The following is a 23,226-nucleotide window of genomic DNA, read 5'->3' on the forward strand; positions in this document are numbered from 1 at the left end:
CGCTTGCGGGGAGGTCCGCGAGGCAAAAACCGGGTGACAAAGACCAACGGGTGTCGCGAACTGCTGCGTCAGCGTGATACTCGGCGAACGGAGCATTATCATGCCCGAGATGTTGTCTACCGACCCAGATCTCAACCGCCTGCCGACCGATGAGGACCTGAGCAGGCTCCAGTTCACGACGTTGTTGTATTATCTGCAGGTCACGAACCCTGACAACGGTTTGGTTCGCGACAAAACAGAGCCGACTGCGCCCGCCAGTATCGCGGCAATCGGCATGGCCCTCGCGACGATACCCGTCATCGTCGAGCGCGGGGTCATCATTCGCGAATTTGCCGCGAAGATCACCCGCAGGCGGTTGCGATACCTGATGGATTGTGCCCAGGGGCCTGAGCCGGACTCGTCTGGATACAAGGGATTCTTCTACCATTTCCTGGACATCGAGACGGGTCGACGCGTCTGGCAATGCGAGCTGTCCACTATTGATTCTGCGTTCCTGTTCGCGGGCGCACTGACGGTTGCCGCCTATTTCGATGGCGACACCGCCGCGGAGGCGGAAATTCGCCAGCTAGCCAACGCGCTCTATGAACGTGCCGATTGGAATTGGGCTTGCGACGGGGGCCCATCGCTGACCCACGGCTGGCATCCGGAAACCGGATTTATCCCTCATCGCTGGCAGGGATATGACGAAGGCCTGTTGCTCTACATTCTGGGTTTGGGTTCCCCGACACACCCTTTGGAACCGGCGAGTTATGCCGCCTACACCGCGACTTACGATTGGAAGAACATCTACGGCCGCGATCTCCTGCATTCAGGACCGCTCTTCACCCATCAGCTTTCCCACATGTGGGTGGACTTTCGGGGCATCCGCGACGAATTCATGCGACAGCACGACAGCGACTACTTCGAGAACAGCCGCCGAGCAACTTTCGTCCAGCAGGAATATGCCGTTCGCAACCCAATGAATTTCGTTGGCTACGGCCAGTATTGCTGGGGATTCACTGCGAGCGACGGGCCTGGTTGGGTCACGCGAGAGGTTGGCGGCGTCGAGTGCCAGTTCTTCGACTACATCGCCCGTGGCGCTCCGTTCGGGCCTGACGACGGGACGGTGTCGCCGTGGGTCGTCATAGCTTCACTGCCATTCGCTCCTGAGATCGTCATCCCGACGGTTCGCAACTTTGCCCGGATGAACCTTGGAATGACACGCCTCTACGGGTTCAAGCCGTCGTTCAATCAGACATTTGGGGTCGAAGGCAGCCCAACCGGGTCGTGGGTATCCCCCTATCACTTTGGCATCGATCAAGGACCAGTCGTGCTGATGATCGAAAATTACCGGACCGGCCTGCTTTGGAACATCATGCGCCGCAGTCCGCCGATCAGGGCCGGTTTGCAGCGCGCTGGCTTTTCCGGCGGATGGCTCTAGCCGTCCCGTCAGCGCTGCATATCATACCATCCTGGTCTTCGGGCAACGACCTGTGCGACCATGACTGCGTCATTCGGAAAGCCTCCTGACTTGCACCTGCCGTCGCGGCCACAGCAGAGCCGCCGCGATCAACGCGTAGATCAAGGCCGCCGCGACATAGAGTATCCGTGTCGAAAACGATTCAGCGGCGCTACCCGGCAACGGCGACACGCCAAGCCCGAACAGGATCAGGAATATCGTCAGAGCCCCGGCGAACATCCCGGCGTCTTTCGACCGGGCAGCAGCCCGTCCGCCCAGCAACAAGGTGACGACGAGGACTATGAGAAACATGAAAAACAGGTTGGGGCGCAGCGTGAGGATGGCATAGGCGACAGAAGCCAGGGCGCCGCCAAGCAGGTTGACGATCACCAGCCCAACAGCCGCCCGGCCGCTCGCGGCGACGTCGAGTTGACCGAGCAGCGAAGCCACGGTGATCGGAATGACGAGTGCCGCGGCCAGTTGATCGCTCGTCAGGCAGATTGCGACGGCCGCAAGCAATATGACGGTGTTCGCCAGAGCGCGCAGATAGGAGGGCACCCGCATTGTGGGCAGTTCGACGGCAGGGCTCATCCCTGGCGGTTCCGGAATGATGGCATAGGCCAGCCACATGAGGAGCGTCCCGCTCAAGACGCCAGTCACCAAAATCGACAGGATGGAGTTCGCCAGATCACGGTTCAGGATGCCAAGCAGCGGCACGATGATGGCGACGACCAGCACGAGGAATGTCGCAGGGCCGCCCCTGCCACTCGACTGGGCGACGAAACAGGAAAAATAGATCAGCGCCAACAGCATGAGGAAGGTTGCGGGTCTGTCGCCGAAAGCGCTCGTCAGCACCATCAGGAACAGCCCGGCAACCAGGATCAACGCGGCCATGCCCAACGTCTTGCCCAGCGGCATCGGCATCGAACTTCCAAGCAGGAACTGCGCGGCAAAGAGCGGTCCGAGAAACGGGACGATGGCCCCCGAATACACCGCGAAGATGAAACCGATGGAGACGGCGAATGCCACCCGCAGCCCCTTTCGTCGTTGCTCTGCAGCAGCGGCGCTGAACGGGGCTTGGGCGATTTCAGCCGACATAGGTCAGCACCGACATGATGCGTATCCACAGGGAACCCCAGGCATTCGTGATGGGGTGTTCTCCTGTGTAGATGACAACGGTCGCCTGCGAGCCATATCTGACTCCCTTGGGTCGGTCTCTATCCAGAACCAGCCGAACGGGAAAACGTTGTGCTTCCTGGACCCAGCCGCTGTCGTTGCGGATGGTCGGTAGGCCGGTACTCGGGTCCGTCGCGCCCCCGGACACGCCGAGGCCGACACTTTCGACCTTTGCCGAGAACAGTTTGCCAGGCAGCGCATCAAACAGAATATCGGCTCGGTTGCCGACCGCAACATTCTCGAGACTGTTCTCCTTGAAGGCGGCGGAGATCCAGATCGTACCCACGTCGATGAATGTCATGGCCGACTGGCCGGCGGTGATGACCTTGCCGATCGAAAGCTGGAGATTGGTGACGACACCGGTGGACGGCGCGCGAACGGTCGTCCGCAACAGGTCAAGTTGAGCTCGCTCCAGCGCAGCGAGCGCCGCCCGGAGTTGTGGATTGTCGTTGCCTGCCGGTCCGAGTTGCTCCTTGGCCTTTGCAAGATCCGCCTCTGCCCCGGTCACCGATGCTTCCGATTGCTCGAACGCCGACTTGGCCGCGTCGTACCGCGCCTTGGAGAAGACGCCCCGCTTTACGAGGTCGGATGCACGCGCATACTGCTCATTCAGATTGTCCCGCTTGGCCTGTATCTCCACGAGCTTGGCCTGGGCAGCGTCCACCGTCGCAGTGGACGCGCCGATGGACTGGCCCACGCTCGCGAGGCTGGCTTCCGCTTCGGCAACAGCGATCTGGTATCGGTCGGGATCGATGCGGAAAAGCACCTGGTCGGCCTCGACCAGCGAGTTGTCGTCGACATTGACCTCTACGACCCGGCCCGTGATCTCGGGCGCGATCCCGACGACGTAGGCCTGTACCTGCGCCTGCGATGTCGAAGGCGTACGCCGCTCCATGAAGATGGAGAGCACGAAGAGGATCAACGCCAGGAGCACAATGATGAGCGCCAGCCTGCGCAGGGGATTGCGGTCGGCGACGACGACTGGGGGCTGACTTGGAGGCGCGTCTGAATCCATGGCTATGTCCCCTTGAATCACATCAATCACGGACCTTGCGCGACGACGGCTTGGCTCCAAGTGAAGCCGCTCGAAACCGTGGAAGGACGAGTGTTAAGCGTGCCAGCCAAATTGTCGGCTGGATAGACGACGTCTGCTCACCGCGTGTCGCGAACCTGTAGTGTCAGCGGGCTCCCGTTGTTCAACGTTTTATTTAGATACATATTACAAAGCGCAGTATGTTTCCATTGTTATACTTCTTCGGGGGCGTGAGTGTCCTTTCGTTTAGCGATGTCGTCCGAAATTGAATTTCGAGCGCTCTTCGAGAAGTGCCCGAGGTTGCAGTATGGACGGAGCGCCGGCCGCCTGTCGGGGCGTTTTAATCAGCATGGCCTTCGCCTGGAGGGTTCGGCGAAAGCGATGATCGCCCATCTTTCAGAGCTTCCGCAAACTCCGCGACAATGGCTTTTATCAAGCGCCCGGTGATCCTGTCCTTCTGCCAAAGCGCCGTCATTTCGACAGGCGAAGGTTCCCATTCCGGCAGGACGCGGACAAGTTCACCGGACCTCAGGGCAGGTTCGATCATGAACGTCGGTAAATTGGCGATGCCGAGGCCTGCGATCGCTGCCTGAATGAGTATCGTTTGTCGGTTCGCCGCGAAACTGATCCTTGGGCTGACCGTCGTTGTGACACCGTGACGGTTTCGCAAATCCCATTCGACCAGATCGCGACGGATCGCAAGCGCAGGAATATCCTTCAGATCCTGCGGTTCCTTGAGATCGGAATGTGCCGCCAGATAATTGGAACTGGCGACCAGCGTTCGCGGCAGGGTCGCGATCCTCTTGAAAACCAGCCCGGAGTCGGCGACCGGTCCCATTCGGACAACGAGGTCGTAGCCTTCCTCGATCAGCGAAACCCTCCGGTCGGCAAGCGTCATCTCGATCGTAACATCCGGATACCTGGTCTTGAAACGGATCAACGCGGGGGCAAGGACTTCCGTTGCCATGTCTGGCGGCAGCGAGAGACGAACCGCTCCCGACAAAGCCACACGTTCATCCTGTACCTCGGCAATGGCCTCTTCGGCCAGCATGAAGGCATTCCGGCTTCGGTCGTAGAGCTGCTGGCCATGCTCCGTCAGGACGACACCCTTCTTCGTCCGGCGAACCAGCCGGACGTTCAGGGTCTCTTCCAGTGCCGATAGTCGGCGAGAGAGCGTGGCCTTCGATATACCCGTGGCCCGTTCAGCCGCCCCAAGCCCGCCAGCTTGAACGACGCGAACGAACAGCGCGAGACCGTCGAAATCGCCGAATGTTTTCATGTTCCAATTATGAAACGTAACGTCAGCATTTTTCAAGTCTCCCCCATCTATCGTTTCATTAATACATTTGTCGGCGAGCAAATACGCTCTTTAAGCCAAGGAGATCACATCATGTCCAAGCTGTTCACGCCTGAGAATTCTGCGCTGCTGCTGATCGATCATCAGGTCGGCACGATGCAACTGATCAAGAACATCGACGTGGCTCGGGCCAAGCGCATGTCGCTGGCGCTGGCGAAGGCCGCCAGCATCCTGGGCATCCCGACCGTGCTGACATCCAGCCAGGAGGATCGTCTGCAGGGGCCGCTGCTGCCAGAGTTGAAGGACATTCTGCCGGATGCCTTCGAGAAGCGCGTCAAGCGCGAAGGCATCGTAAACGCTTGGACCGACGTGAATTTCAAGGCGGCCGTCGAGGCGACGGGGCGGAAGAACCTGATCATGACCGGCGTAACGACCGACGTCTGCCTCGTCTTTCCGGCGATCGACGCAGTTGCCGAGGGCTACAACGTGCAGGCGGTGATGGACGCTTCGGGTTCGCCCTACGAACTTTCCGAGGACATGTCACGCCGCCGCATGCAGGACGCCGGCGTCGTTCTGACCGCAACCAACACCATGATCGCGGAACTCGCCCAGAACTGGGGCACCCCGGACGGGCAGAAGCTCATCCAGCTGCTGTTCACCGACGTTTTGCCGCCGATCCAGTCGTGACCGGCACCAGCCCGCCCGAAGCCGAGGGGTAGAATATGACCGTACAAGCAACGTCCGCCAAGGAGATTGGCATCGTACCGCCAGAGACACACCTGGTGAGGGAGCACGGTCCGTTCCAACTCCGCCGGATCCGTCCCGGAATCACATTGGGACGGCCGAATGACGCAGGCTTCGGCGGGCTCGGAACAATCGACCACGCAAAATTGCAGCCCGGCCTTGTCGTCAAGATGCATGAGCATCGCAATGACGAGATCATCAGCTATATGCGCGCTGGTCGCATGCAGCACACCGACTCCGCCGGACACAGCGAAATCATATCTTCTGATCGCCTGATGGTGATGAATGCCGGCCACAGCTTCTCTCACGAAGAGGAAGTGGTCGGCGACGATCAGATTGAAATGCTGCAGATTTTCGTCCGGCCAGAAGTCGCGAATATGGAACCGGGCGTTCAGTTCGCCGATCTGGACGAGACAGAGCGCTATGGTCAATGGCGGCTCCTGACAGGGCCGGCCGGATCGGCAGCACCAACCTTCGTTCGCCAGGCCATCTACCTCTACGACACCCAACTAGCCGCAGGTGCAACCATCGACGTGCCGTCGATGGAAGGTTTCGATCGCTGGCTCTATGTCTTCCGTGGCGAGGTCACGGCAGGCCCGCAGAAGGTCGGGTGGCGCACGGCGCTCATGATCGGTGCGGACGAACCGCAGTTCAAAGTGACGGCCACCCTGGATTCAGACCTTGTGGTCTTCCTCGTAAACCGCGGCGCGAAGTACTCGCGTGAAGGAACCATGAGCGGCTGAGGGCGATCATTGCAAGTTGCGCCAAACGGCTGGCCGCTTCTCCTTGAAGGATTCGGATTCCCTTTTCCAATGCTCGAAGTGGCTGCGATCGTACCTCAGCCGCGCCGAGCCGCCTTGATCGCCTCGACGTCGATCTTTCTCATGGTCATCATCGCATCAAAAGCACGCTTTGCTTCGCCGCCGCCAGCCGCCATTGCGTCAGTCAGCACGCGCGGAGTGATTTGCCAGGAAATCCCCCACTTGTCTTTGCACCAGCCGCATTGGCTCTCCTGGCCGCCATTGCCGACTATGGCATTCCAGTAGCGGTCGGTCTCCTCCTGATCGTCGGTGGCGATCTGGAACGAGAAGGCTTCGCTATGCTTGAGCGCAGGCCCCCCGTTCAGGCCGATACAGGGGATACCCGCAACAGTGAATTCGACAACCAATACATCTCCCTGCTTGCCCGCTGGATAGTCTCCAGGTGCACGAATGACGGCGCCCACTGCGCTGTCGGGAAAGGTCTCCGCATAAAAGCGGGCGGCGGCCTCGGCGTCTTTGTCGTACCATACGCAGATCGTGTTCTTTGCCATTACGTGGTCCTCTCGCTGTTCGTTTCCCATTACCTTTCTGAACTAGGAGACAAACCGTTTTTCTCCAGTCCATGTAGACACATGCCCGCGAACAGTCCCGGAGCCTGGCTTGACAGTTCCAGGAGATCGTTTCAAAACAATACCCATGGGGTCGCGATCACCCCACGAGGCGACAGCCGAAGTATCGCGTCCGACAACCGATCAACGGAAGGACGCGTCATGTCTTCATTCCTGGAAATATCCCCTGACAAACTTATACGCCTGATCGGCACTCCCAACTGCCCGGCGCTCATCGACGTTCGCACAGACGAGGATTTCGAGGCCGATCCACGCCTGGTTCCCGGGTCTGTCCGACGCGACTACAGGACCCTCGACAGGTGGGCCGGGTCGCTCGCGGGACTGACGGCGATCGTCATCTGCCAGCGCGGCCAGAAGCTCAGCCATGGCGTGGCTGCCTGGCTTCGACAAGCAGGAATTCCGGCCGACAGCCTGGAAGGCGGTTTTGAGGCGTGGACCGCGCAGAACCTCCCGGCCGTCCCCGTCATGCTGCTGCCTCCACGAAACGGCTCGGGACAGACAGTGTGGGTCACGAGGGCGCGTCCCAAGATCGATCGCATAGCCTGCCCGTGGCTCATTCGCCGTTTTGTCGATCCAAACGCAATGTTCCTGTTCGTGCCGCCGTCCGAAGTCGAGATGGTCGCGGATCGTTTCGGCGCGGCACCCTTCGATATCGATGCAGACGTCAGGTGGAGCCACCGCGGCGAGCTTTGCACATTCGACGTCATGGTCGAGGAGTTCGGGCTCTCCTCCCCGGCACTACTCCGATTGGCAACCATAGTCCGGGCCGCGGACACCGCCCGTCTCGACCTTGCCCCCGAAGCACCCGGTCTGCTGGCAGCGTCGCTCGGACTGTCCCGGATGTATGCCGACGACCAGGAACAACTCGAAGCGGGCCTCCTGCTATACGACGCATTCTACCGATGGTGCAGGGACGCGACTGACGAGACGCACAACTGGCCAGCCGGAAAGAAAGGAGCCTGATGTGACCGATGCCATCGACAGGATCGTCCCGAATTCCGCGCCCAAAGCCTATGACCATGGCATCTCGTTCGGCGAGGCCTTCAGGGTGTGGCTCCGGATCGCGGCGTTGAGTTTCGGGGGGCCGGCGGGACAGATCGCGATCATGCATCGCATCCTTGTCGAGGAGAAACGCTGGATAGGCGAGCATCGCTTTCTCCATGCTCTCAACTACTGCATGCTCTTGCCGGGGCCAGAGGCGCAGCAGCTCGCCATCTATATCGGTTGGCTCCTCCACCGGACGGCAGGCGGCCTTGTCGCAGGCATTCTGTTCGTTCTGCCGGGCTTTCTCGCCATTCTCGGCCTCAGCTATGTCTATGCGGCCTTCGGCAATGTCACCATCGTCGAAGGGTTGTTCTTTGGCCTGAAGGCTGCAGTGCTCACAGTCGTTGTGCAGGCGGTATTTAGAATCGGCGGTCGGGCGCTGAAGAACAGGCTGATGATCGGGATTGCAGCCGCGGCCTTCATTGCAATCTTCGTGTTCAGAGTGCCGTTTCCACTGATCATCCTGACCGCCGGCATCGTCGGCTACATCGGTGGTCGCTCGGGCTCGCCGCTGTTCCGGGTCGGCGGCGGCCACAAGGGTGGATCGGGGCCGATGTTGGCGGACAGGGATTCGGCGCTCGGAGAAGAGATGCCACCACATGCCCGTCCGAACCTGGTGTGGTCTCTGAAGATCTCGGCCGTCTTACTGGCGCTCTGGCTGGCGCCCATTGCGCTGCTATACGCCTATCTCGGCCCGCAGGACGTATTCACCCAGATCAGCGTCTTCTTCAGCAAGATGGCAGTCGTGACGTTCGGCGGAGCCTATGCGGTTCTAGCCTACGTGGCTCAGCAGGCAGTCCAGAACTTCGGATGGTTGAAGCCCGGCGAGATGCTCGACGGTCTCGGAATGGCGGAAACCACGCCGGGGCCGCTGATCATGGTGGTCCAGTTCGTGGGCTTCATGGGGGCCTACCGTGATCCGGGATCGCTCAACCCGATGATGGCGGCGACGCTTGCCGCTGTCCTGACGACTTGGGTAACCTTCATCCCTTGCTTCCTCTGGATTTTTCTCGGAGCGCCCTTCATCGAACAACTGCGTGGCAACGTCGCGCTGACGGGCGCCATGTCCGCCATTACCGCAGCCGTGGTTGGCGTCATCCTCAACCTGGCCGTTTGGTTCGCTCTTCATACGCTGTTCGCTGACAATGCGGTCTGGAAGGCCGGCCCCGTCTCGATCGACGTTCCGGTTCTCAGCTCGATCGTGCTGCCGTCGCTTATCCTCTCGATAGCGGCAGCCCTTGCCATCTTCCGCTTCAAGGCATCGGTGATCGTCACGCTACTGGCTTGCGCCTTCGCGGGAATGGCCTGGACCTTGATGACCGGGGGAGCCTAGTTTCGACAGACCAAGCAACGGCAGCGTTGTGCATGCAAATCACCCGCCCGATAAATTGCAAGCCGACTGCCGCGAGCATCTCCGATCGGCTCAAAGCTGGCATCGGCCATCAAGTCAGGCCCTCCGCCACGAGTGAGAGCGTGGCGAAGGGCCTGGGACTTTCGCATATCATCAGGCGGCGCTGGTCGCTATCAGGTCCAATTCCTTGACCGCGTCATCCGGCAGGACGAGGCCGGCGGCGGCGAGATTTTCCCTGAGATGACCGACAGACGAGGTACCGGGGATCAGCAGGATGTTCGGCGAGCGACGCAGCAGCCAGGCGAGCGCGACCTGCATGGGTGTGGCACCGAGGCGTGCGGCGACGTCAGACAGGGTGGACGACTGCAGCGGGGTGAACCCGCCGAGCGGGAAGAACGGCACATAGGCGATGCCGTCCCGCGCAAGATCGTCGATCAGGGCATCGTCGCCCCGATGTGCCAGATTGTACTGGTTTTGCACGCAAACGATCTCGGTAATCCCGCGACCTTCCGCGAGCTGCTTCGCCGTGACGTTGCTGAGCCCGACGTGACGGACCAGACCTTGCCGCTGGAGGTCGGCGAGGATTGTAAGAGGCGCCTCTATCGACCCTTCGGCAGGTCCATGCACGTCGAACATGATCCGAAGGTTGACCACCTCAAGCACATCCAGGCCCAGATTGCGGAGATTGTCGTGTACCGCCTCCGTCAACTCTTCCCGCGAGAAGGCCGGGATCCAGGATTTATCCGTGCCGCGCCGAGCGCCGAGCTTCGTGACTATGACCAGATCGTCGCGATAAGGGTGGAGCGCTTCGCGGATGATCTGGTTGGTAACGTGCGGGCCGTAGAAGTCGCTGGTGTCGATGTGGTCGACCCCCGAGGCAACGGCTTCGCGCAACACAGCCAAGGCCGCACCATGATCCCTGGGTGGACCGAACACGCCGGGGCCTGCGAGTTGCATGGCGCCGTAGCCGAGCCGTTTGACGCGGCGATCGCCGAGAGTGAACATGCCGGACTGATCGATAATGGACATGAGCTAGCTCCTTTCAAGAGATGGCACCAAGATAGGCGTTGGAGGTGCGTATGAAAATGGGGTACAATCTGCACAGGCTGTGCGGAGTGGCGAACAATGAAAATCGATCTTGGTGATCTTGACGCCTTCGTAGCCGTGGCGCGTGCCGGCGGTTTTCGCGAGGGCGCACGCGCAAATGGCGGCAGCGCCTCCTTCCTCAGCGAAGCGGTGCGTCGCCTGGAAGCCCAACTCGGCGTCAGGCTGCTCAACCGGACGACGCGCAGCGTTGCCCCGACCGAAGCAGGCAAAGGCTTGCTGGAGCGGCTCGGCCCGGCCTTGACCGAGGTGGAGCAAGCCCTCGACGTGGTCAACGGTTTTCGAGACAGGCCGGCGGGTGCGTTGCGCCTCAATGTGCCGGTCAGCGCGGCGCGGCTGGTGCTGCCCAGCATCGTTCCGCGGTTCCTCGCAGCCTATCCCGACATCCGGCTGGAGGTGGTCACCGACGAGAGCTTCGTGGACGTGCTCGCGGCCGGATGCGACGCCGGCATCCGCTATGACGAGCGGCTGGAGCAGGACATGATTGCCGTACCGATCGGGCCACGCACCCAGCGCTTTGCCACCGCAGCGTCGCCGGCCTACCTTGATCGCAGTGGCCGGCCGCAACACCCGAGCGAATTGCTCGACCATGCCTGTCTGCGCGGCCGTTTTGCGAGCGGCGCGATGACGACACCGTGGGAATTCGAACGCGACGGCGAGGTGGTGCGAGTCGACCCGACGGGTCCGTTGATCGTCCGGGTCGGCGGCGCGATGGATCTAGCCGTTGACGCAGCGATTGCCGGTACCGGTGTCGTCAGCCTCTTCGAGGACTGGCTGCGCCCCTATTTTGACAGCGGCGTCCTCGAGCCCATCCTCGAACCATGGTGGCAACGCTTCTCCGGGCCGTTCCTCTACTATCCCGGGCGCCGCCTGGTGCCAGCGCCTCTCAGGGCATTCATCGACTTCGTCAAGGCAGAGCCGAACCAGGCTTGATGGCACTGCAGCGGCTTGGAAAATAAGTCGCCAAATTCTCTCCCTGCCGGCGAGCCTAACGATTGCGCCCTTGCCGGTTGATGGCGAGATTGCGATCCTGAATATCCCGTATCAGCGTGTCGCTTACCTCTGATGCAGATTGCTGTCCGCCGAAAGACGAGGCTGGCATGCCGCCTGCGCCCTGTTGCCGTGATTTTGAATTTGCCCAGCGTGCGCTGCCTCTTCCCATGGCGGCTGGAAAGGCGTCAAAGGCACGGCTTGCGCCTGTCTGGATGGCATCGTCGATCCATTTCTGCGCGCCGCCCGCAATGCGTGCACTTAAGGGAACGATCTGTATCAGGAGAAACAACCCCGAGAAACATACTAGAACAAAGGGCGCGATTTCTTTCATGCCTGGCACGCCGCCGCGTTCCATCGATACGTTCAAGGCGATGACGATGTCCTTGATGACAATCAGAAAGAAACCCAGGAATGCGTAGAAGAAAATCGGGACGACCATGGTCTGGACTGCGGTTGTCAGCCACCCGGAGAAGAACCGTGAAACGCCTTGGAAGAGAAGCAGCACGATGAAGACCGGCGCCATGGCAAGCACAACCCACAGAGCCACCTTGCAGAATAGCATCAGAAACACCGCGTATCCCACGAACAGGGCGGCAACGATCCAGACGATGGCCGAATAGATCGACGACCCCAGGGCCTCGGGAGGCTGTGCCGCGCCAGCTGCCGGCACCGGTGATGCCGGTTCGCCGGCAGGCGGTGCGGGTTTCTCTGCCGCGGGCTGCTTGGCCAGAACCGGGCGTTGGCCGGATATCTTTGTCGATGCCTGCACCGCAATTCGGTAAAAATCATAAAGATCCCGCTCAACGGTCATTTGCGACATCGAGCCGCGGCCTACATTGACGATATTGTTCATCATGACGGCACTGATGGAGGAGGGAATATCGGTGATGACCCGGTAGACCACCGTTTGAATAGGTCCCCATCCCGTGGCGATCGAGAAGATGACGGCGATGCGGAAGAAGCGAAAGGCAATTTCAATGACGCTGCCTTCGCCCTTGCCCTGCCAGAACCTGACACCCCAAAACACCAGGTACAGCACGAGCAAGCCCGACAGTACCGGCGCGATCTGGCTTGCAAAGGCCCCATAGGTCGACGCCGTAAAGCTCTTGCCGAGACGATCTATGCTGTCCGACATGAGAGCGATGTAATTGGGCGTTTCCATGGGGTCTCTGCTCCGAACGCCAGGGATTGAAGAGATAGATTATTGCCTCGTTCACCCGTCTGAGTGGTCCGCAATCGTCCGCCCCGAGCGAAGAGGAAAGGCCGGAGAGGGAGCAGGGCATCTTGAGTTTTTGATTGCCGGCGCAGGCGGTGCAAACCACCGATATGCAGGCCAGCAGGCAAAGGGTCGAAATCTTCATGTGTTGCTTCCGGAATTACAAAATATAGGCAGCCACGCCTGCGGATCGTCCCCCAGACGGGCGCGCAGAACGGTCAACTCCTCCACCGTCTCTGCGCGAGCGGACAGGACCTTTATGAGGTCATTCATGCCGCTGAGCCGCAGCCGCGCAATAACCGACTCCTGCCCGTGCTTGATCAAAAACGATCTGTTTTGCGGATCGGCGGTCTTGATCCATTGAATTTCCCGTGCCGAAAGGCCGAATCCAGTGCTGTGGCTCTCAAAATCCGCGCGGGGATTGGGGAAGAAGATATGCGTCGCACTCTGCTCGATCAGCGTGCTGGCAAGCCTTGAGGAGGCAATGTCAGATGCGCTCTGGGTTCCGAATCCCACGACGCCGTTGAATTTTCGGATGGTCTTCATCTTGTCCTTGATGAAGGCCGCGAACACATCATCATCCAGCAGTCTCCACCCCTCATCCAGAAAGATCAGCAGCGGGCGACCGTCCAGCAATTCGTCCAGCCGGTGGAAAATGTACATCAACGCCGCACTGCGGGTCAGCGGATCGTCGAGGATCTTGGTCATGTCGAAACCGGCGACATCGGACCAGGTAAAGCGGTCTTCGGGATTGTTGAACAGCCAGCCGAGCTGGTCCGGGCGCAGCCATTTGTCGAAACGCGCCAGAAGATCATCGTCGCCGGCCCGGATTCGTCCGCGCAACAGCGATCCGAACACGTTGAGTGACCGTGCCTCGGGACCAGAGGCATAGACCTGGCCGATCGCAGCCCTGATGACGCTTTCCTCGCTTGCCGGAAGCAGATTGCCATCGGGCCGGCGCAGCATCAGGGAAAATAGCTGGAACAGGAATTCGCGGTTGGCACCACTGTCGGGCAGGCAAAACGGATTGAATCCGGAAGCAATACCGGGCTGAAGAACCTCGTAATTGCCACCGAGCGCCCGAATGAAGATTTCAGCGCCCCGGTCCTTGTCGAAGAAAACACAGCGCGGCGTCGGCTTGATGCGCTGCGATTGTGCCATGAGAAAGGAGAGCGCCACGGTCTTTCCGGAGCCCGACGGCCCGATCATGGTGAAATTGCCGAGGTCCCGCACATGGAAATTGAAGAAGTAGGCGGTCTGGCTGGTGGTTTCGAGCAGCGAGATGGCGCTGCCCCAATGATTGCCGCTCGCCTTGCCGCTCGGGAAATTGTGCAACGACAGGAATCCGGCAAAGTTCTTCGACGAGATCATCGCCGAGCGAGCAATATAGGAAAAATTGCCCGGCAATTGTGCCCAGAAGGCCGGTTCGCAGTTGAGATCCTCACGCAGCCAGATGATCGCCTGCTCCGTCAACGTGGCGCCGACCGAGCGGATGGATTGATCAAGCTCCTGCTTGTTGTCACCGAGGCACATGATCGAAAGGTGATGATGTCCGTAGATGGACCGCGAGCTTAGCAATTCGTCGCGGGCGCTGTTGAGCTGGCTGCCGACGACGGAGCCGGCCTCATCCGCCATGGCGATCTGGCGCGCGACGCGCTCGATCTGCCCCTGCGCCACCGGTCGGTCGACAATGGCAAAGCTCTGGCTGACGATAAACTCATGCGGTGCCTTCAGCAGCCCGTCGAGGAGCAACGGACCGGTATAGGGCGGATATTCCCGGACCGAAAGCATCGCTCCCATGCGGCTGTTCGACGGCGGCGTCGACCCGACAAACTCGACGGCGTTCCGCCCGAAATGCAAGCGCTTCATGGCCAGCGCGCCATCGAGCGGCATGCGCGGCAATCGCATCTTGACGGGTTCGAGGCCGTTGACGATCTGGACCAGAAACTCGAGCGGCTCTGAAAAATACACACCGGGCTCAGGTTCGCGGACCCCGAGAATTCGTGCTCCATAGTCTTGCAGCACATCGCGAATATTGAGAACCGCGTCGTTCAGCTCGCGCAGATCCTGGTCTTCGCCGACGACTTCGCCCTTGTTCGCGCGCCTCGAAAACATGCTCCGGGTAATCTTGTCGATCACCCCGACCTGACCGCGCAACGGACGGCGGACGATCGTGACATACATGTCGTTGACGAACATGCGCTGCTGTTCGAGTTGCGCCATATAGCGCCGGTTCAGTTCGTCCGCGAAAGGGCTTTCGAACTCGCCTTCGAGGCCCGGCTTGATGCGGCGGCGGATCATGTGCCCATAAACGGCGTAACGACTGCTGCCGAGGGATCGCAATATCGTGTTGCGACCTTCGAGCTTGCCGTTCAGCTGCGCCATATCGGCGGTTTCGAAGCAAAAGCCGTCAAGCTTCAGAACGCTGACCAGCAAACCCTCCTTCGTCCGCAACACCGTATCGTCGACGTGACGGGTATAGGGAATGTGGGCGGAGACCGGGAATTCGCGCTTCGCCGCAGCGCCAAATCGCATTTCCCTGCGTATCGGGCGCGTCGTCATGCGCTATCACCCGGCGCATAGCTTTTGACATGCCAGACGGCTTTTGACCGCGGAGGGGTCTTTGCCGCTTTCACCCGCAGGACCATGAACATCTGATCATCCAGTAGTGACAGGAAATAACCGAAGCTGTGAATGGGCAGCACCAGCAGCAGGGTCAGCAGGTTTTTCGTGGCGAGGAAGATCACCGCGGTGACCACGATATTGAACATGGCAAACATGTAGGGAACGCCGAACAATGTCGGCGCCCGCGTCAGCGCCTTGACCAGGGGAACCAAATCCGGAGCATCGTCAGCGATCACGTCAGTGTCCCAATGCGTTCTGGAAGAAGGCCACGATCTGCGTCGATCCGAAGACCAGGACTATGCCCATGATCACCGAGCCAGCGATGCCCCAGGTGAAGCGACCGGTCCAGGCAAGAAAGCCGCAACTGATGACGGCCAGAATGGCGATCATCGAGGCGATCGGACCTGTGAGAATGGTAATCAGGGTCTGCAAGACCGACTGCACGGGTTGCAGGCCGGTCTGTGCAAAAGCGCTGCCTGTCGACGCCGAAAAGGTCATCGTCAGGACCGCCCCTTGAACGAGCGCCAACTTGGATCGACCCGAGCGAACAACTCTCATAATAGATGACTGAAAATTCATTTTATCTACTCCACGTGAAGAACAAATCCCTGAGACCATGCACCGGGGCTGTCCGCGTCCGGTTTTTCCGAAGCAGCGGCCTTGGGTTGGCGACCGACGCTCCCGGCCGCGATCGAGCTGTCCCTGAATGACTGCCAGCCATAGAGGTCGGTCATGATCGCCGCGACATAGTTGACGGTCTCAGGGTAGAGCGGAATACCGCGATTTTCATCCACGGCACCCTCCCCGGCATTGTAGGCCGCCAGCATGTAAAGCGGGTTGGCGTATCTCTTCTCAAGCAGCTTGAGGTATCGGACACCGCCCCGGACATTGTCCTCGGGATCGCAGATGTCCACCTCGAAGCGGCGAGCAGTTGCGGGCATCAGTTGCATGAGGCCAATCGCACCTGCGCTGGAAACGGCGTCCATGCGAAAACCGCTCTCCCGCCGCGCGATCGCAACGGTGAGGTTGATGTCGAAGTGCTCTTCCTTCGCTATGCGTCGAACCGTCGCCTCGCCTTCCGCAGCCGTAGGCAACTGGTCAAAATGGCACGTGGCTGCGCTTGGCGTAGGCACCGGCGACTGTACGACTAATGATTGGTCTTCAATCTTCGTTATCTTCACAGGTCCGGTCGGGTCGCCGCCCTTCTCGGCAGCAAAACTCCCATCAGGAAGAACGATCAGGGCTACGAGGAAAAACAGGTAAGCCGGCACCAACCTTTGCCCCGGGCCGCTGTCGCCGCCTATTCCATTGGTTGCCTGGCGACACCACAACATTTTTGCTCGGCGGTCATTCCCGTTCACTGGACTTCCTTCGCAGAACGCCTGGGGAAATCGGGCAAGCCTTTGCCATGGGCAGCATCGCTTCGGCTTCTTTTCCTGACATAGGGATCGTAAAATATCTCGGATACGGCACCTGGTGCGCCATTCTTGCGACCGAGCTGGATGACGATCGGCAGCGTCACACGTAAATGGTCGATTATCTCGGCCTTGGAGAGGCTCGCACCGCCGCCAATTCCGCTCTGCATCACAAGCATTGCAAGCCGTTCATAGGCAGCACGCGGCGAATTGGCATGAACTGTCGACAGCGATCCGGGATGGCCGGTATTGATTGCCTGCAGGAAGTCCAGCGCCTCGCCGCCACGCACCTCGCCAAGAAGCAAGCGGTCCGGACGCAACCGGAGCGACGCTTCCACCAGACGCCTTGTGTCGACCCGTGCAATGTTCTGGTTGCCGCGCGACGCGACAAGCCGGACATGGTTGCCGTGCGGCGGTGTCAGTTCCGGCGTATCCTCGATCGTGATAATGCGCTCGTGGCTGGGAATTTCCTGCAGCACGGCATTGAGAAGCGTCGTCTTTCCCGATCCCGTGCCACCCGAGATGATCATTGAAATGCGCTGGCGAACCGCGGCATGCAGAAATTCATCGAGAGCGCCGTCTTCCAGGTACCGGCACAGATCATGTTCATCATCGGTCAGCTCGTCGGCTCCGGCGGTAACCCGTGCGGACAGCAGGGACCCCGCCTTCACATAGTGCGATAGCGAAAGTGCCTGGACCACCTTTTTGCGAATGGAAATGGCGCCTCCATCCGGGGCGGCCGGCGGCAATACGACCTGCACACGTGATCCGTCCGGCAATGAAGCCGACAGCAGCGGTTCCTCCTCGTTGACAAATTGATGGCTGGCAGCGGCCACCCGCTCCGCCATGAAACGGATGCGTTCGCGCGTCAGCTCCGGCAAGAAGAGAGCAACCATACCCGGTTGCCCATTGCCCGAGATGTATTCGACGAAGACCCGTTCCGGTTCATTGATGCAAATCTCGATGACATCAGTCGCCGCCAGCAGGGACCGTAGCGGCGCGAACGCCATGTCGATCAGGTCGCTGCTCCGGGAGACGAGTGTCATGCCGCGACCCCGCTAAAGAATGGCGGCTTGCCGCAAGCCGGGAAACGAACGGACAAAGGCGCAAAATGGCTATTTTCCATAGCGGTAGCCCCCTCGTTTCAGCTCCTTGAGTTTTTCGCGAACGGGGTCGGGATATAGATCGGAAAAGTCGAGATCGCGCCGAACGAAGATTGCGACGGCGGCCCCCTGATTGATCGATATGGTCGGCGGAATGGCAAGCGAGGTCTTCAATGCTTCCCCGGCGAGCTGGGTGAAGCTTTGCGCTGCAGCAGCCGCACCTTTGGCGACCATGTCAGACCCGACCTGATTGCGGGGATAGCTCGTCGTTGACGTGGTGGCGTGCGATACCGGGTCGTAGGTGCTTGTGGTGATCGGACCTTGATTGATGTTCTGCGACACATCGGAAGCAGCAAGGATCTGGCCGCCGGCGCTGATGGCGCTGAGCAAAACTGCCGGCCCAAAACGCTTCAGGTAGTGATTGTTGACGTCGCCGCCTATTCCCGAGCGTCCGAGTTCGTCGGTGCCGATCGAGCCGAGGCTGAGCGAAACGCCGTCGGCCCGCAACAGCCGGGTCCAGGCGATGAAAGCCCGCGTCTGGCCTTCGGTAACCCCCGCATTGTACTCCCCGATCAATCGCGATCCGGCCGGTATGAGAATACGCCGCCCGTCGAACGACCAGACATCTTCGGTGGTCACGGCCCGCACCATGCCGGGTAGATCGGTCTGCACCGCAGTCTCGAGAACGCCGCGCAGGATCGTGCCCTGCGGCACAAGCGCGTCGATGCGCAGGTTCTTCTCGGCTTTCGCTACGTCGGTGGCGCCTGCTGATCTGGAGGCGAGGAACTGGTCGTTTGGATTGGTGGCTTGAAATGTGGCAGGGCTCTTTGCCGGATCCTCTGGCTTCTTCTCCCCAAGGCCGGGCACCGGTTCGGCGGCACCGACTCCCGAAACGATCATGGGAGATCGATACCTGTCCTGCAGCTTTGCATAATTGGCAGCTTCTTCCGCCTCTGCGCGCCGCCGGGCCTCTTCCTCCTCGCGGCGACGCTGGGCGTCGGGGTCCTCCATTGCAGGTGCCACCCTCACCTCTGCCACGGGTGCGGGTGGCGGGGTGACGGCAGCCTCTTTTTTCGGTGGAGGCGGCGTAAGGTTGAGCTGATCGGAGCGCGACGGCAGGAATTGGCCGTCGGGAACAGATTGAGAATCGGATACAGATCCGGAGCGATTGAGCAGCAGCGGCATTGCCAATAGCGCCACGGAGCCGACGACGAGAAAGATAACGATGGCACCGGTAGCAAGGCCTCGCTTCGGCTCAACAAGACGGGAACTGGCGGCTTCATCCGCATCCATTTCACTGTGATAGTCGTGATCCGGCATCGCTATTTCCCCCTCTTAACGATGGGTCGATCAGCGATCATGGTGGGCTGGTCCGCGTTCGGAGCGGACCTCCGGTTCAGGTTGAAGAGGCAGGTTGCGTAGTTGCCACGCCGAAGCATCCATTGCTTGGCGATCTTGTCGACGACGATGTAATCGCCTTCGCGGCGATAGTTGGCGAGTATCTCCCGCGTCCCATCCTCGACAATGAAGATTGCCGGAAGGTCGCTCTTGAACCGGAACCAGGTCTTGACGCCATCATCGAACGCATTGACCGGCTTAAGCTCCATATCGCCACGAAAGCTGTAGTCCGTATTGGCACTTTCGTATTTGAACCCGGCACGATTGGGCTGAGAGACCAGCCGCTGCGCTTCTGCCAGAAGGCGCGCGTCTGCTTCCTCGTCGGGATAGCGGAATTTGACCAGATAGGTCTGGTCCCCCATGGCCTCCGGATGAGCGCGCAGGATAAAGGTATAGACGTGCTTGTCGCTGACGATGTTCATATTGGTGGTGGTCTTCGGCTCCACCGGTTTCAGAAAGATGATGTTGCCTCTCTTGTTCGGCTCGATCTTCCAGGAAAGGCTGTCACCGACCGCAACCGTTTCGATCTTTTCCGTGTCGCCGATGGCTATCATCGTTGATACGCCATAGGTGGCATCGACGGCGACCACATCACTTGCGCTATAAACCACTGTTCGCACCCGCGCGTCGGCAACTCCCCGCTTGGGTGCTATTTCCGCGCGCGCAGAAGTAGCGCCGGTCAATGCGAGAACCGCCGCGACGAAGACAGTGAAAAATACAGAACCGCACTTGATCATGGCTGCCGACCATCAGCGCTGGAGCCCCCTTGACCGGGCGCCGTTTCCTGGTCGCGCCGATAATCCAGCACCTGGAAACCCAGCGGGTTTTCAAACCGCCACTCGTTCGGCATAGGCGCCTTCGAGTAGTGAAAATGCAGGAGCGATACCCAATGCTCTTCCGGGCCGGTATCCTGCCCGATACGGCGGGTCGAAAAGCGGATAATTGCGGTGCTGGAGTTGGGAATCTGCATCGATTTTATCTTGAGAGCGATCTTGGTATCACTGCCAAAACGAGTGACGGGATTCTCGGGGTTCGAAGGACTGTAGAGATTGAGAAGATCGCTCGCCGCCTGCCCAGTCGACAGGAGCTGGGCGAGATCAAAATTCTCTTTCACCGAGGTCGGATCATAGATCTCCCGCGCCTTCAGAAAGCGAACGACGTTCATGCGCGTTATGGCTTCGTTCTGGGTGAGATCGCCCTCCGCAAGCGGCTGTTTTATCTCAAGAAACCCGGTCGTCTTGTCGACTTCGATGACATAGGGCTCGAAGCTCTTGAGCGGCAGGAGCAGCACGAGACAGGCCATCGCCATACCGGCCAGGGCCGCGTTGATGACTGCTATAATCCATGCGATTGTCCGGGAGCGCTTGACGAGACGTATGACGTCGTTTTCCCATCGGACTGCCTCGCTGAAATAACGCCGATCCGGCCCTGACTCGGAGCCGCTGTCGTCGCTTCTGACGGTTGAATCTGTCACTTTCATCACAATTGATGACACTCACGAAATGAATTGGTTACAAAAACTGCAATTAAAAAAAATCAGAGAATATCTTGGAATCGATCCTTACAGGAACTATCGGGGACGTTGCAATGGCAAAATTGAGCTGCGCAGGGCTGATCTCCGGAACAACTATCCCGCTATGATAGCAAACTATCCGAGCGCACGGGCACTTCAGGCAAACGGCAGCTTTGGCGTGCGTGGTTGATTTTGATCCTTTCGATCGCTTTGTTCGGCATAAGGCCCAAAGATCTTCGGCTCTGGTATCTACATTCACTTTCCATAATACAACTTAAGAGTTCCGATATTGGACTTTCTCGGTTTAGGTATATTTCAAGTGAAAATATTCGTGCCGACCTCGCGACCTGTTGTGAATATCGTAAGAACTGTGGATGCTTCCCTTGTCGAAGTCTCGGACCCGGTCGGGGCACTCAGCGCTTCTCGCCAAGATAGCGAAACAGAGTCTGCTTCCATTTCTCGTCATGGATGGCTTCGAGTATGGCGACGTCGATAGCCTTGCGATATCGGCTGCCGGTCGGCATGGCCATGCCATAGCTCTGCGGTTCGAAGACCGCGTCGAGCACCTGCACGCTTCCGGAAAACTGCTGCTCCACGGTCCAGGAGAGCAACGGCTTGTCATAGACGAAGGCGTCGATCCTGCCGGCCTCCAACGCCTTCAGGCCGTCCTGAACCTTTTCGAAGTTGCGATGCTTGATGCGCTCGCCGTCCAGGAAGCCGATGGTCGCCGAACCCGTCACCGCACCGACGCGCACCGTCGGCAAGTCTTCGACCCCGTTGACCAGTCCCCGTATCTGGCGCGTTGTCAGGGCCGAGGTGACGCTGGCGGTAAAGACGGCGATGGTGATGATCGAGACGACCATCCAGACGATGGCAAGGATCCGTCCCCCAAGCGTCTTCGGCCCGCGATGGCCGGTGCTTGCCTGCGTCATCGCCTCGGCCGACCACCAGATGCTGGCACCAAGGCCCTTGACCGCGCCGCCGCCAAAATCCTCGTTGTGCCGATGTTCGAACAGCCAGATCAAGGCGCCCACCGCAAGCGAGATGCCGATAAGGGCGCCCGCTGCCTGAAGGAAGCCGAAGGAGGTCATCGTCCGAACGATTTCGCGCCAGATCGAGGCGCTCTTGACCGAGACCGCGATGCCAAGGCCGGTATCGTAGAACGGCTGCGAGAAATCGACAATACGTTCCCGCTCGGCCGTGATGGTGATCGCCGCAACCGAAAGATCGTAGCTGCCTTTCGACGTCGCTTCGACCAGGCTCTGCGCTGAGGGTTCTTCGACCCAGTGAAACTTCAGGCCAAGCGTCTGCGCGATCTGCGTCCAGAGATCGATCGAGATTCCGGTCCAGTTGCCATCCGGCCCCTTCATCGCGAAGGGCGGCGCCTCCTTCGTACCGACCACAAGTTCGCGATCCGGGAATACGGCACGGCTCGCCTGATCCCCGGCATCCGCCGAACTTGGCCCCGAAGCGGAAGGGTCATCCTGAGCAACAGCCACTGGCACCAAAACGGTCATCGCACCAAGCATCAGCACGAGAAGCAAACAGATCCGCGTCAGCATGCGATTCACACGGGCGCACTTCCCGGCGTCGGCCATGGATATCGCGAGCCTTGCCATACCGATCCCAGACACGCTGTCATCCATTGGCGTTCCCGACCGAAATAAATATGAGATTCACCTTATATAGACGGCTGTTTTCGGTAAACCCCGGGCCGGATTGGCAGCACAAGCCTCCGCCCACCGGCTTTCTCCGGCTCGGACGACACTGAATATTGAACGGGCGAGCAGCAAACTGCCACTTTCATTCTCACCGGAGACATTGTCTATTTCCGTCTGAAGCGCGATGTTCGCACCGGATTGATCCGCACCGATGAGGATTTACGATGAGCTGTTTCCCGCGTTTTTCAATGCGCTCGACGACGCGGATGGCACTGTCGGCAGCGTTGCTCGGCTTTGTGGTGTCCGATGCGGCGGCGCAGTCCCCGACGTGCTGGTCGTTGCTTCAGAGCAAATTCGGACCGGAGATCAAGCGCTCTGTCGACGAGGCCAACCCATGTGAAAAAATGCCGGGCGGCTTCGATCACAAGGACCGTTTCGACGTGACCGGCTTCGATCTCTGCACCGCGCCGAACGGTGTCACCATCAATGCGCATGCAAGCCTTGCCTGCAAATCGGGCCACGGCATTATTCAGGCGAGCGTCAGCGGCAAGCTGGACGCCTCCGTCACGCTTGATGTGGGAGCGTGCAAGATCACCGACAGCCACATCGCCATCAGCGGCGACGTCGGCAAGTATCTCGGCGAACTGGGGCAGATGCAGGAATTGGCACGCGCTTTTGCGCAAAAGAAGATTTCGGAGATTTGCGGTCCGCATTGAACGATGAGC

General features: G+C 59.8%; 22 protein-coding genes. 7 read left to right on the forward strand and 15 right to left on the reverse strand.

Features of this window, described 5'->3' with window-relative positions; all coding sequences use genetic code 11:
- Positions 1 to 100 precede the first annotated feature (100 nt).
- Positions 101 to 1,420, forward strand: a complete 1,320-nt coding sequence (locus CPY51_RS13960; protein ID WP_111160798.1) for a glucoamylase family protein — start codon at positions 101 to 103, stop codon at positions 1,418 to 1,420.
- Between the two features lie 69 nt (positions 1,421 to 1,489).
- Here the strand turns inward: CPY51_RS13960 and CPY51_RS13965 are convergent, their stop codons facing one another.
- From CPY51_RS13965 to CPY51_RS13975, 3 genes are all read right to left on the reverse strand, one after another.
- A complete protein-coding gene (locus CPY51_RS13965) occupies positions 1,490 to 2,536 on the reverse strand; it encodes a DUF2955 domain-containing protein (protein WP_111160799.1) in 1,047 nt (348 codons plus the stop codon).
- Positions 2,526 to 3,629 carry an HlyD family secretion protein gene (locus CPY51_RS13970; RefSeq protein WP_111160800.1) on the reverse strand — a complete coding sequence of 368 codons (1,104 nt, stop codon included), beginning with the start codon at positions 3,627 to 3,629 and terminating at the stop codon, positions 2,526 to 2,528. Before CPY51_RS13970 ends, CPY51_RS13965 begins: the two co-directional genes overlap by 11 nt.
- Before the next feature lie 358 nt (positions 3,630 to 3,987).
- Entirely contained in the window at positions 3,988 to 4,926 is a 939-nt protein-coding gene (locus CPY51_RS13975; RefSeq protein ID WP_111160801.1) for a LysR family transcriptional regulator, read from the reverse strand.
- A 111-nt stretch (positions 4,927 to 5,037) separates the two neighbouring features.
- Here CPY51_RS13975 and CPY51_RS13980 point away from each other — a divergent pair, with 111 nt between their 5' ends.
- Positions 5,038 to 5,631: an isochorismatase family protein gene (locus CPY51_RS13980; RefSeq protein WP_111160802.1), complete on the forward strand. Its 594-nt coding sequence runs from the start codon at positions 5,038 to 5,040 to the stop codon at positions 5,629 to 5,631.
- 35 nt (positions 5,632 to 5,666) lie between these two features.
- Positions 5,667 to 6,431: a pirin family protein gene (locus CPY51_RS13985; protein ID WP_111160803.1), complete on the forward strand. Its 765-nt coding sequence runs from the start codon at positions 5,667 to 5,669 to the stop codon at positions 6,429 to 6,431.
- 95 nt (positions 6,432 to 6,526) lie between these two features.
- Here the strand turns inward: CPY51_RS13985 and CPY51_RS13990 are convergent, their stop codons facing one another.
- Positions 6,527 to 7,000 carry a VOC family protein gene (locus CPY51_RS13990; protein ID WP_111160999.1) on the reverse strand — a complete coding sequence of 158 codons (474 nt, stop codon included), beginning with the start codon at positions 6,998 to 7,000 and terminating at the stop codon, positions 6,527 to 6,529.
- 219 nt (positions 7,001 to 7,219) lie between these two features.
- Here CPY51_RS13990 and CPY51_RS13995 point away from each other — a divergent pair, with 219 nt between their 5' ends.
- Both CPY51_RS13995 and chrA read left to right on the forward strand, forming a co-directional pair.
- Complete coding sequence (locus CPY51_RS13995; RefSeq protein WP_111160804.1) at positions 7,220 to 8,041, forward strand: chromate resistance protein ChrB domain-containing protein; 822 nt, start codon at positions 7,220 to 7,222, stop codon at positions 8,039 to 8,041.
- A 1-nt stretch (position 8,042) separates the two neighbouring features.
- Entirely contained in the window at positions 8,043 to 9,455 is a 1,413-nt protein-coding gene (gene chrA / locus CPY51_RS14000) for a chromate efflux transporter (protein ID WP_111160805.1), read from the forward strand.
- A gap of 171 nt (positions 9,456 to 9,626) precedes the next feature.
- On the opposite strand, the gene CPY51_RS14005 is transcribed toward chrA, so the two are convergent.
- Positions 9,627 to 10,502, reverse strand: coding sequence for an aldo/keto reductase family oxidoreductase (locus tag CPY51_RS14005; protein WP_111160806.1), 876 nt, complete (start codon positions 10,500 to 10,502; stop codon positions 9,627 to 9,629).
- A gap of 96 nt (positions 10,503 to 10,598) precedes the next feature.
- Between CPY51_RS14005 and CPY51_RS14010 the strand changes: the two genes are divergently transcribed.
- A complete protein-coding gene (locus tag CPY51_RS14010; RefSeq protein WP_111160807.1) occupies positions 10,599 to 11,510 on the forward strand; it encodes a LysR family transcriptional regulator in 912 nt (303 codons plus the stop codon).
- Positions 11,511 to 11,565: 55 nt separating this feature from the next.
- On the opposite strand, the gene CPY51_RS14015 is transcribed toward CPY51_RS14010, so the two are convergent.
- The 10 genes from CPY51_RS14015 to CPY51_RS14060 all read right to left on the reverse strand — a co-directional run bounded on the left by CPY51_RS14015 (position 11,566) and on the right by CPY51_RS14060 (position 22,474).
- Complete coding sequence (locus tag CPY51_RS14015) at positions 11,566 to 12,732, reverse strand: TrbL/VirB6 family protein (RefSeq protein ID WP_111160808.1); 1,167 nt, start codon at positions 12,730 to 12,732, stop codon at positions 11,566 to 11,568.
- A gap of 195 nt (positions 12,733 to 12,927) precedes the next feature.
- Positions 12,928 to 15,348, reverse strand: coding sequence for a VirB4 family type IV secretion/conjugal transfer ATPase (locus tag CPY51_RS14020; RefSeq protein ID WP_111160809.1), 2,421 nt, complete (start codon positions 15,346 to 15,348; stop codon positions 12,928 to 12,930).
- Positions 15,345 to 15,647 carry a VirB3 family type IV secretion system protein gene (locus tag CPY51_RS14025; protein WP_244598653.1) on the reverse strand — a complete coding sequence of 101 codons (303 nt, stop codon included), beginning with the start codon at positions 15,645 to 15,647 and terminating at the stop codon, positions 15,345 to 15,347. The genes CPY51_RS14020 and CPY51_RS14025 overlap by 4 nt, the downstream gene beginning before the upstream one ends.
- A gap of 1 nt (position 15,648) precedes the next feature.
- Positions 15,649 to 15,969, reverse strand: coding sequence for a TrbC/VirB2 family protein (locus CPY51_RS14030; protein ID WP_111160810.1), 321 nt, complete (start codon positions 15,967 to 15,969; stop codon positions 15,649 to 15,651).
- Between the two features lie 26 nt (positions 15,970 to 15,995).
- On the reverse strand, positions 15,996 to 16,772 hold the full coding sequence (locus CPY51_RS33820) for a lytic transglycosylase domain-containing protein (protein ID WP_146260128.1): 777 nt from the start codon (positions 16,770 to 16,772) through the stop codon (positions 15,996 to 15,998).
- Entirely contained in the window at positions 16,769 to 17,872 is a 1,104-nt protein-coding gene (gene virB11 / locus CPY51_RS14040) for a P-type DNA transfer ATPase VirB11 (RefSeq protein WP_111160812.1), read from the reverse strand. The genes CPY51_RS33820 and virB11 overlap by 4 nt, the downstream gene beginning before the upstream one ends.
- Positions 17,873 to 17,941: 69 nt before the next feature.
- Positions 17,942 to 19,249 carry a type IV secretion system protein VirB10 gene (virB10, locus tag CPY51_RS14045; protein WP_111160813.1) on the reverse strand — a complete coding sequence of 436 codons (1,308 nt, stop codon included), beginning with the start codon at positions 19,247 to 19,249 and terminating at the stop codon, positions 17,942 to 17,944.
- Positions 19,250 to 19,251: 2 nt separating this feature from the next.
- On the reverse strand, positions 19,252 to 20,064 hold the full coding sequence (gene virB9, locus CPY51_RS14050; protein ID WP_111160814.1) for a P-type conjugative transfer protein VirB9: 813 nt from the start codon (positions 20,062 to 20,064) through the stop codon (positions 19,252 to 19,254).
- A complete protein-coding gene (locus CPY51_RS14055) occupies positions 20,061 to 20,807 on the reverse strand; it encodes a VirB8 family type IV secretion system protein (protein ID WP_111160815.1) in 747 nt (248 codons plus the stop codon). The genes virB9 and CPY51_RS14055 overlap by 4 nt, the downstream gene beginning before the upstream one ends.
- A 446-nt stretch (positions 20,808 to 21,253) precedes the next feature.
- Positions 21,254 to 22,474: a transporter substrate-binding domain-containing protein gene (locus CPY51_RS14060; RefSeq protein WP_244598656.1), complete on the reverse strand. Its 1,221-nt coding sequence runs from the start codon at positions 22,472 to 22,474 to the stop codon at positions 21,254 to 21,256.
- 251 nt (positions 22,475 to 22,725) lie between these two features.
- On the opposite strand from CPY51_RS14060, the gene CPY51_RS14065 reads away from it, so the two are divergent.
- Positions 22,726 to 23,217: a hypothetical protein gene (locus CPY51_RS14065; RefSeq protein WP_244598658.1), complete on the forward strand. Its 492-nt coding sequence runs from the start codon at positions 22,726 to 22,728 to the stop codon at positions 23,215 to 23,217.
- The last annotated feature ends 9 nt before the right edge of the window (positions 23,218 to 23,226 follow it).

Origin of the sequence: Arminella tubonensis (assembly GCF_003240585.1) — a bacterium.
GTDB lineage: Bacteria > Pseudomonadota > Alphaproteobacteria > Rhizobiales > Rhizobiaceae > Rhizobium > Rhizobium tubonense.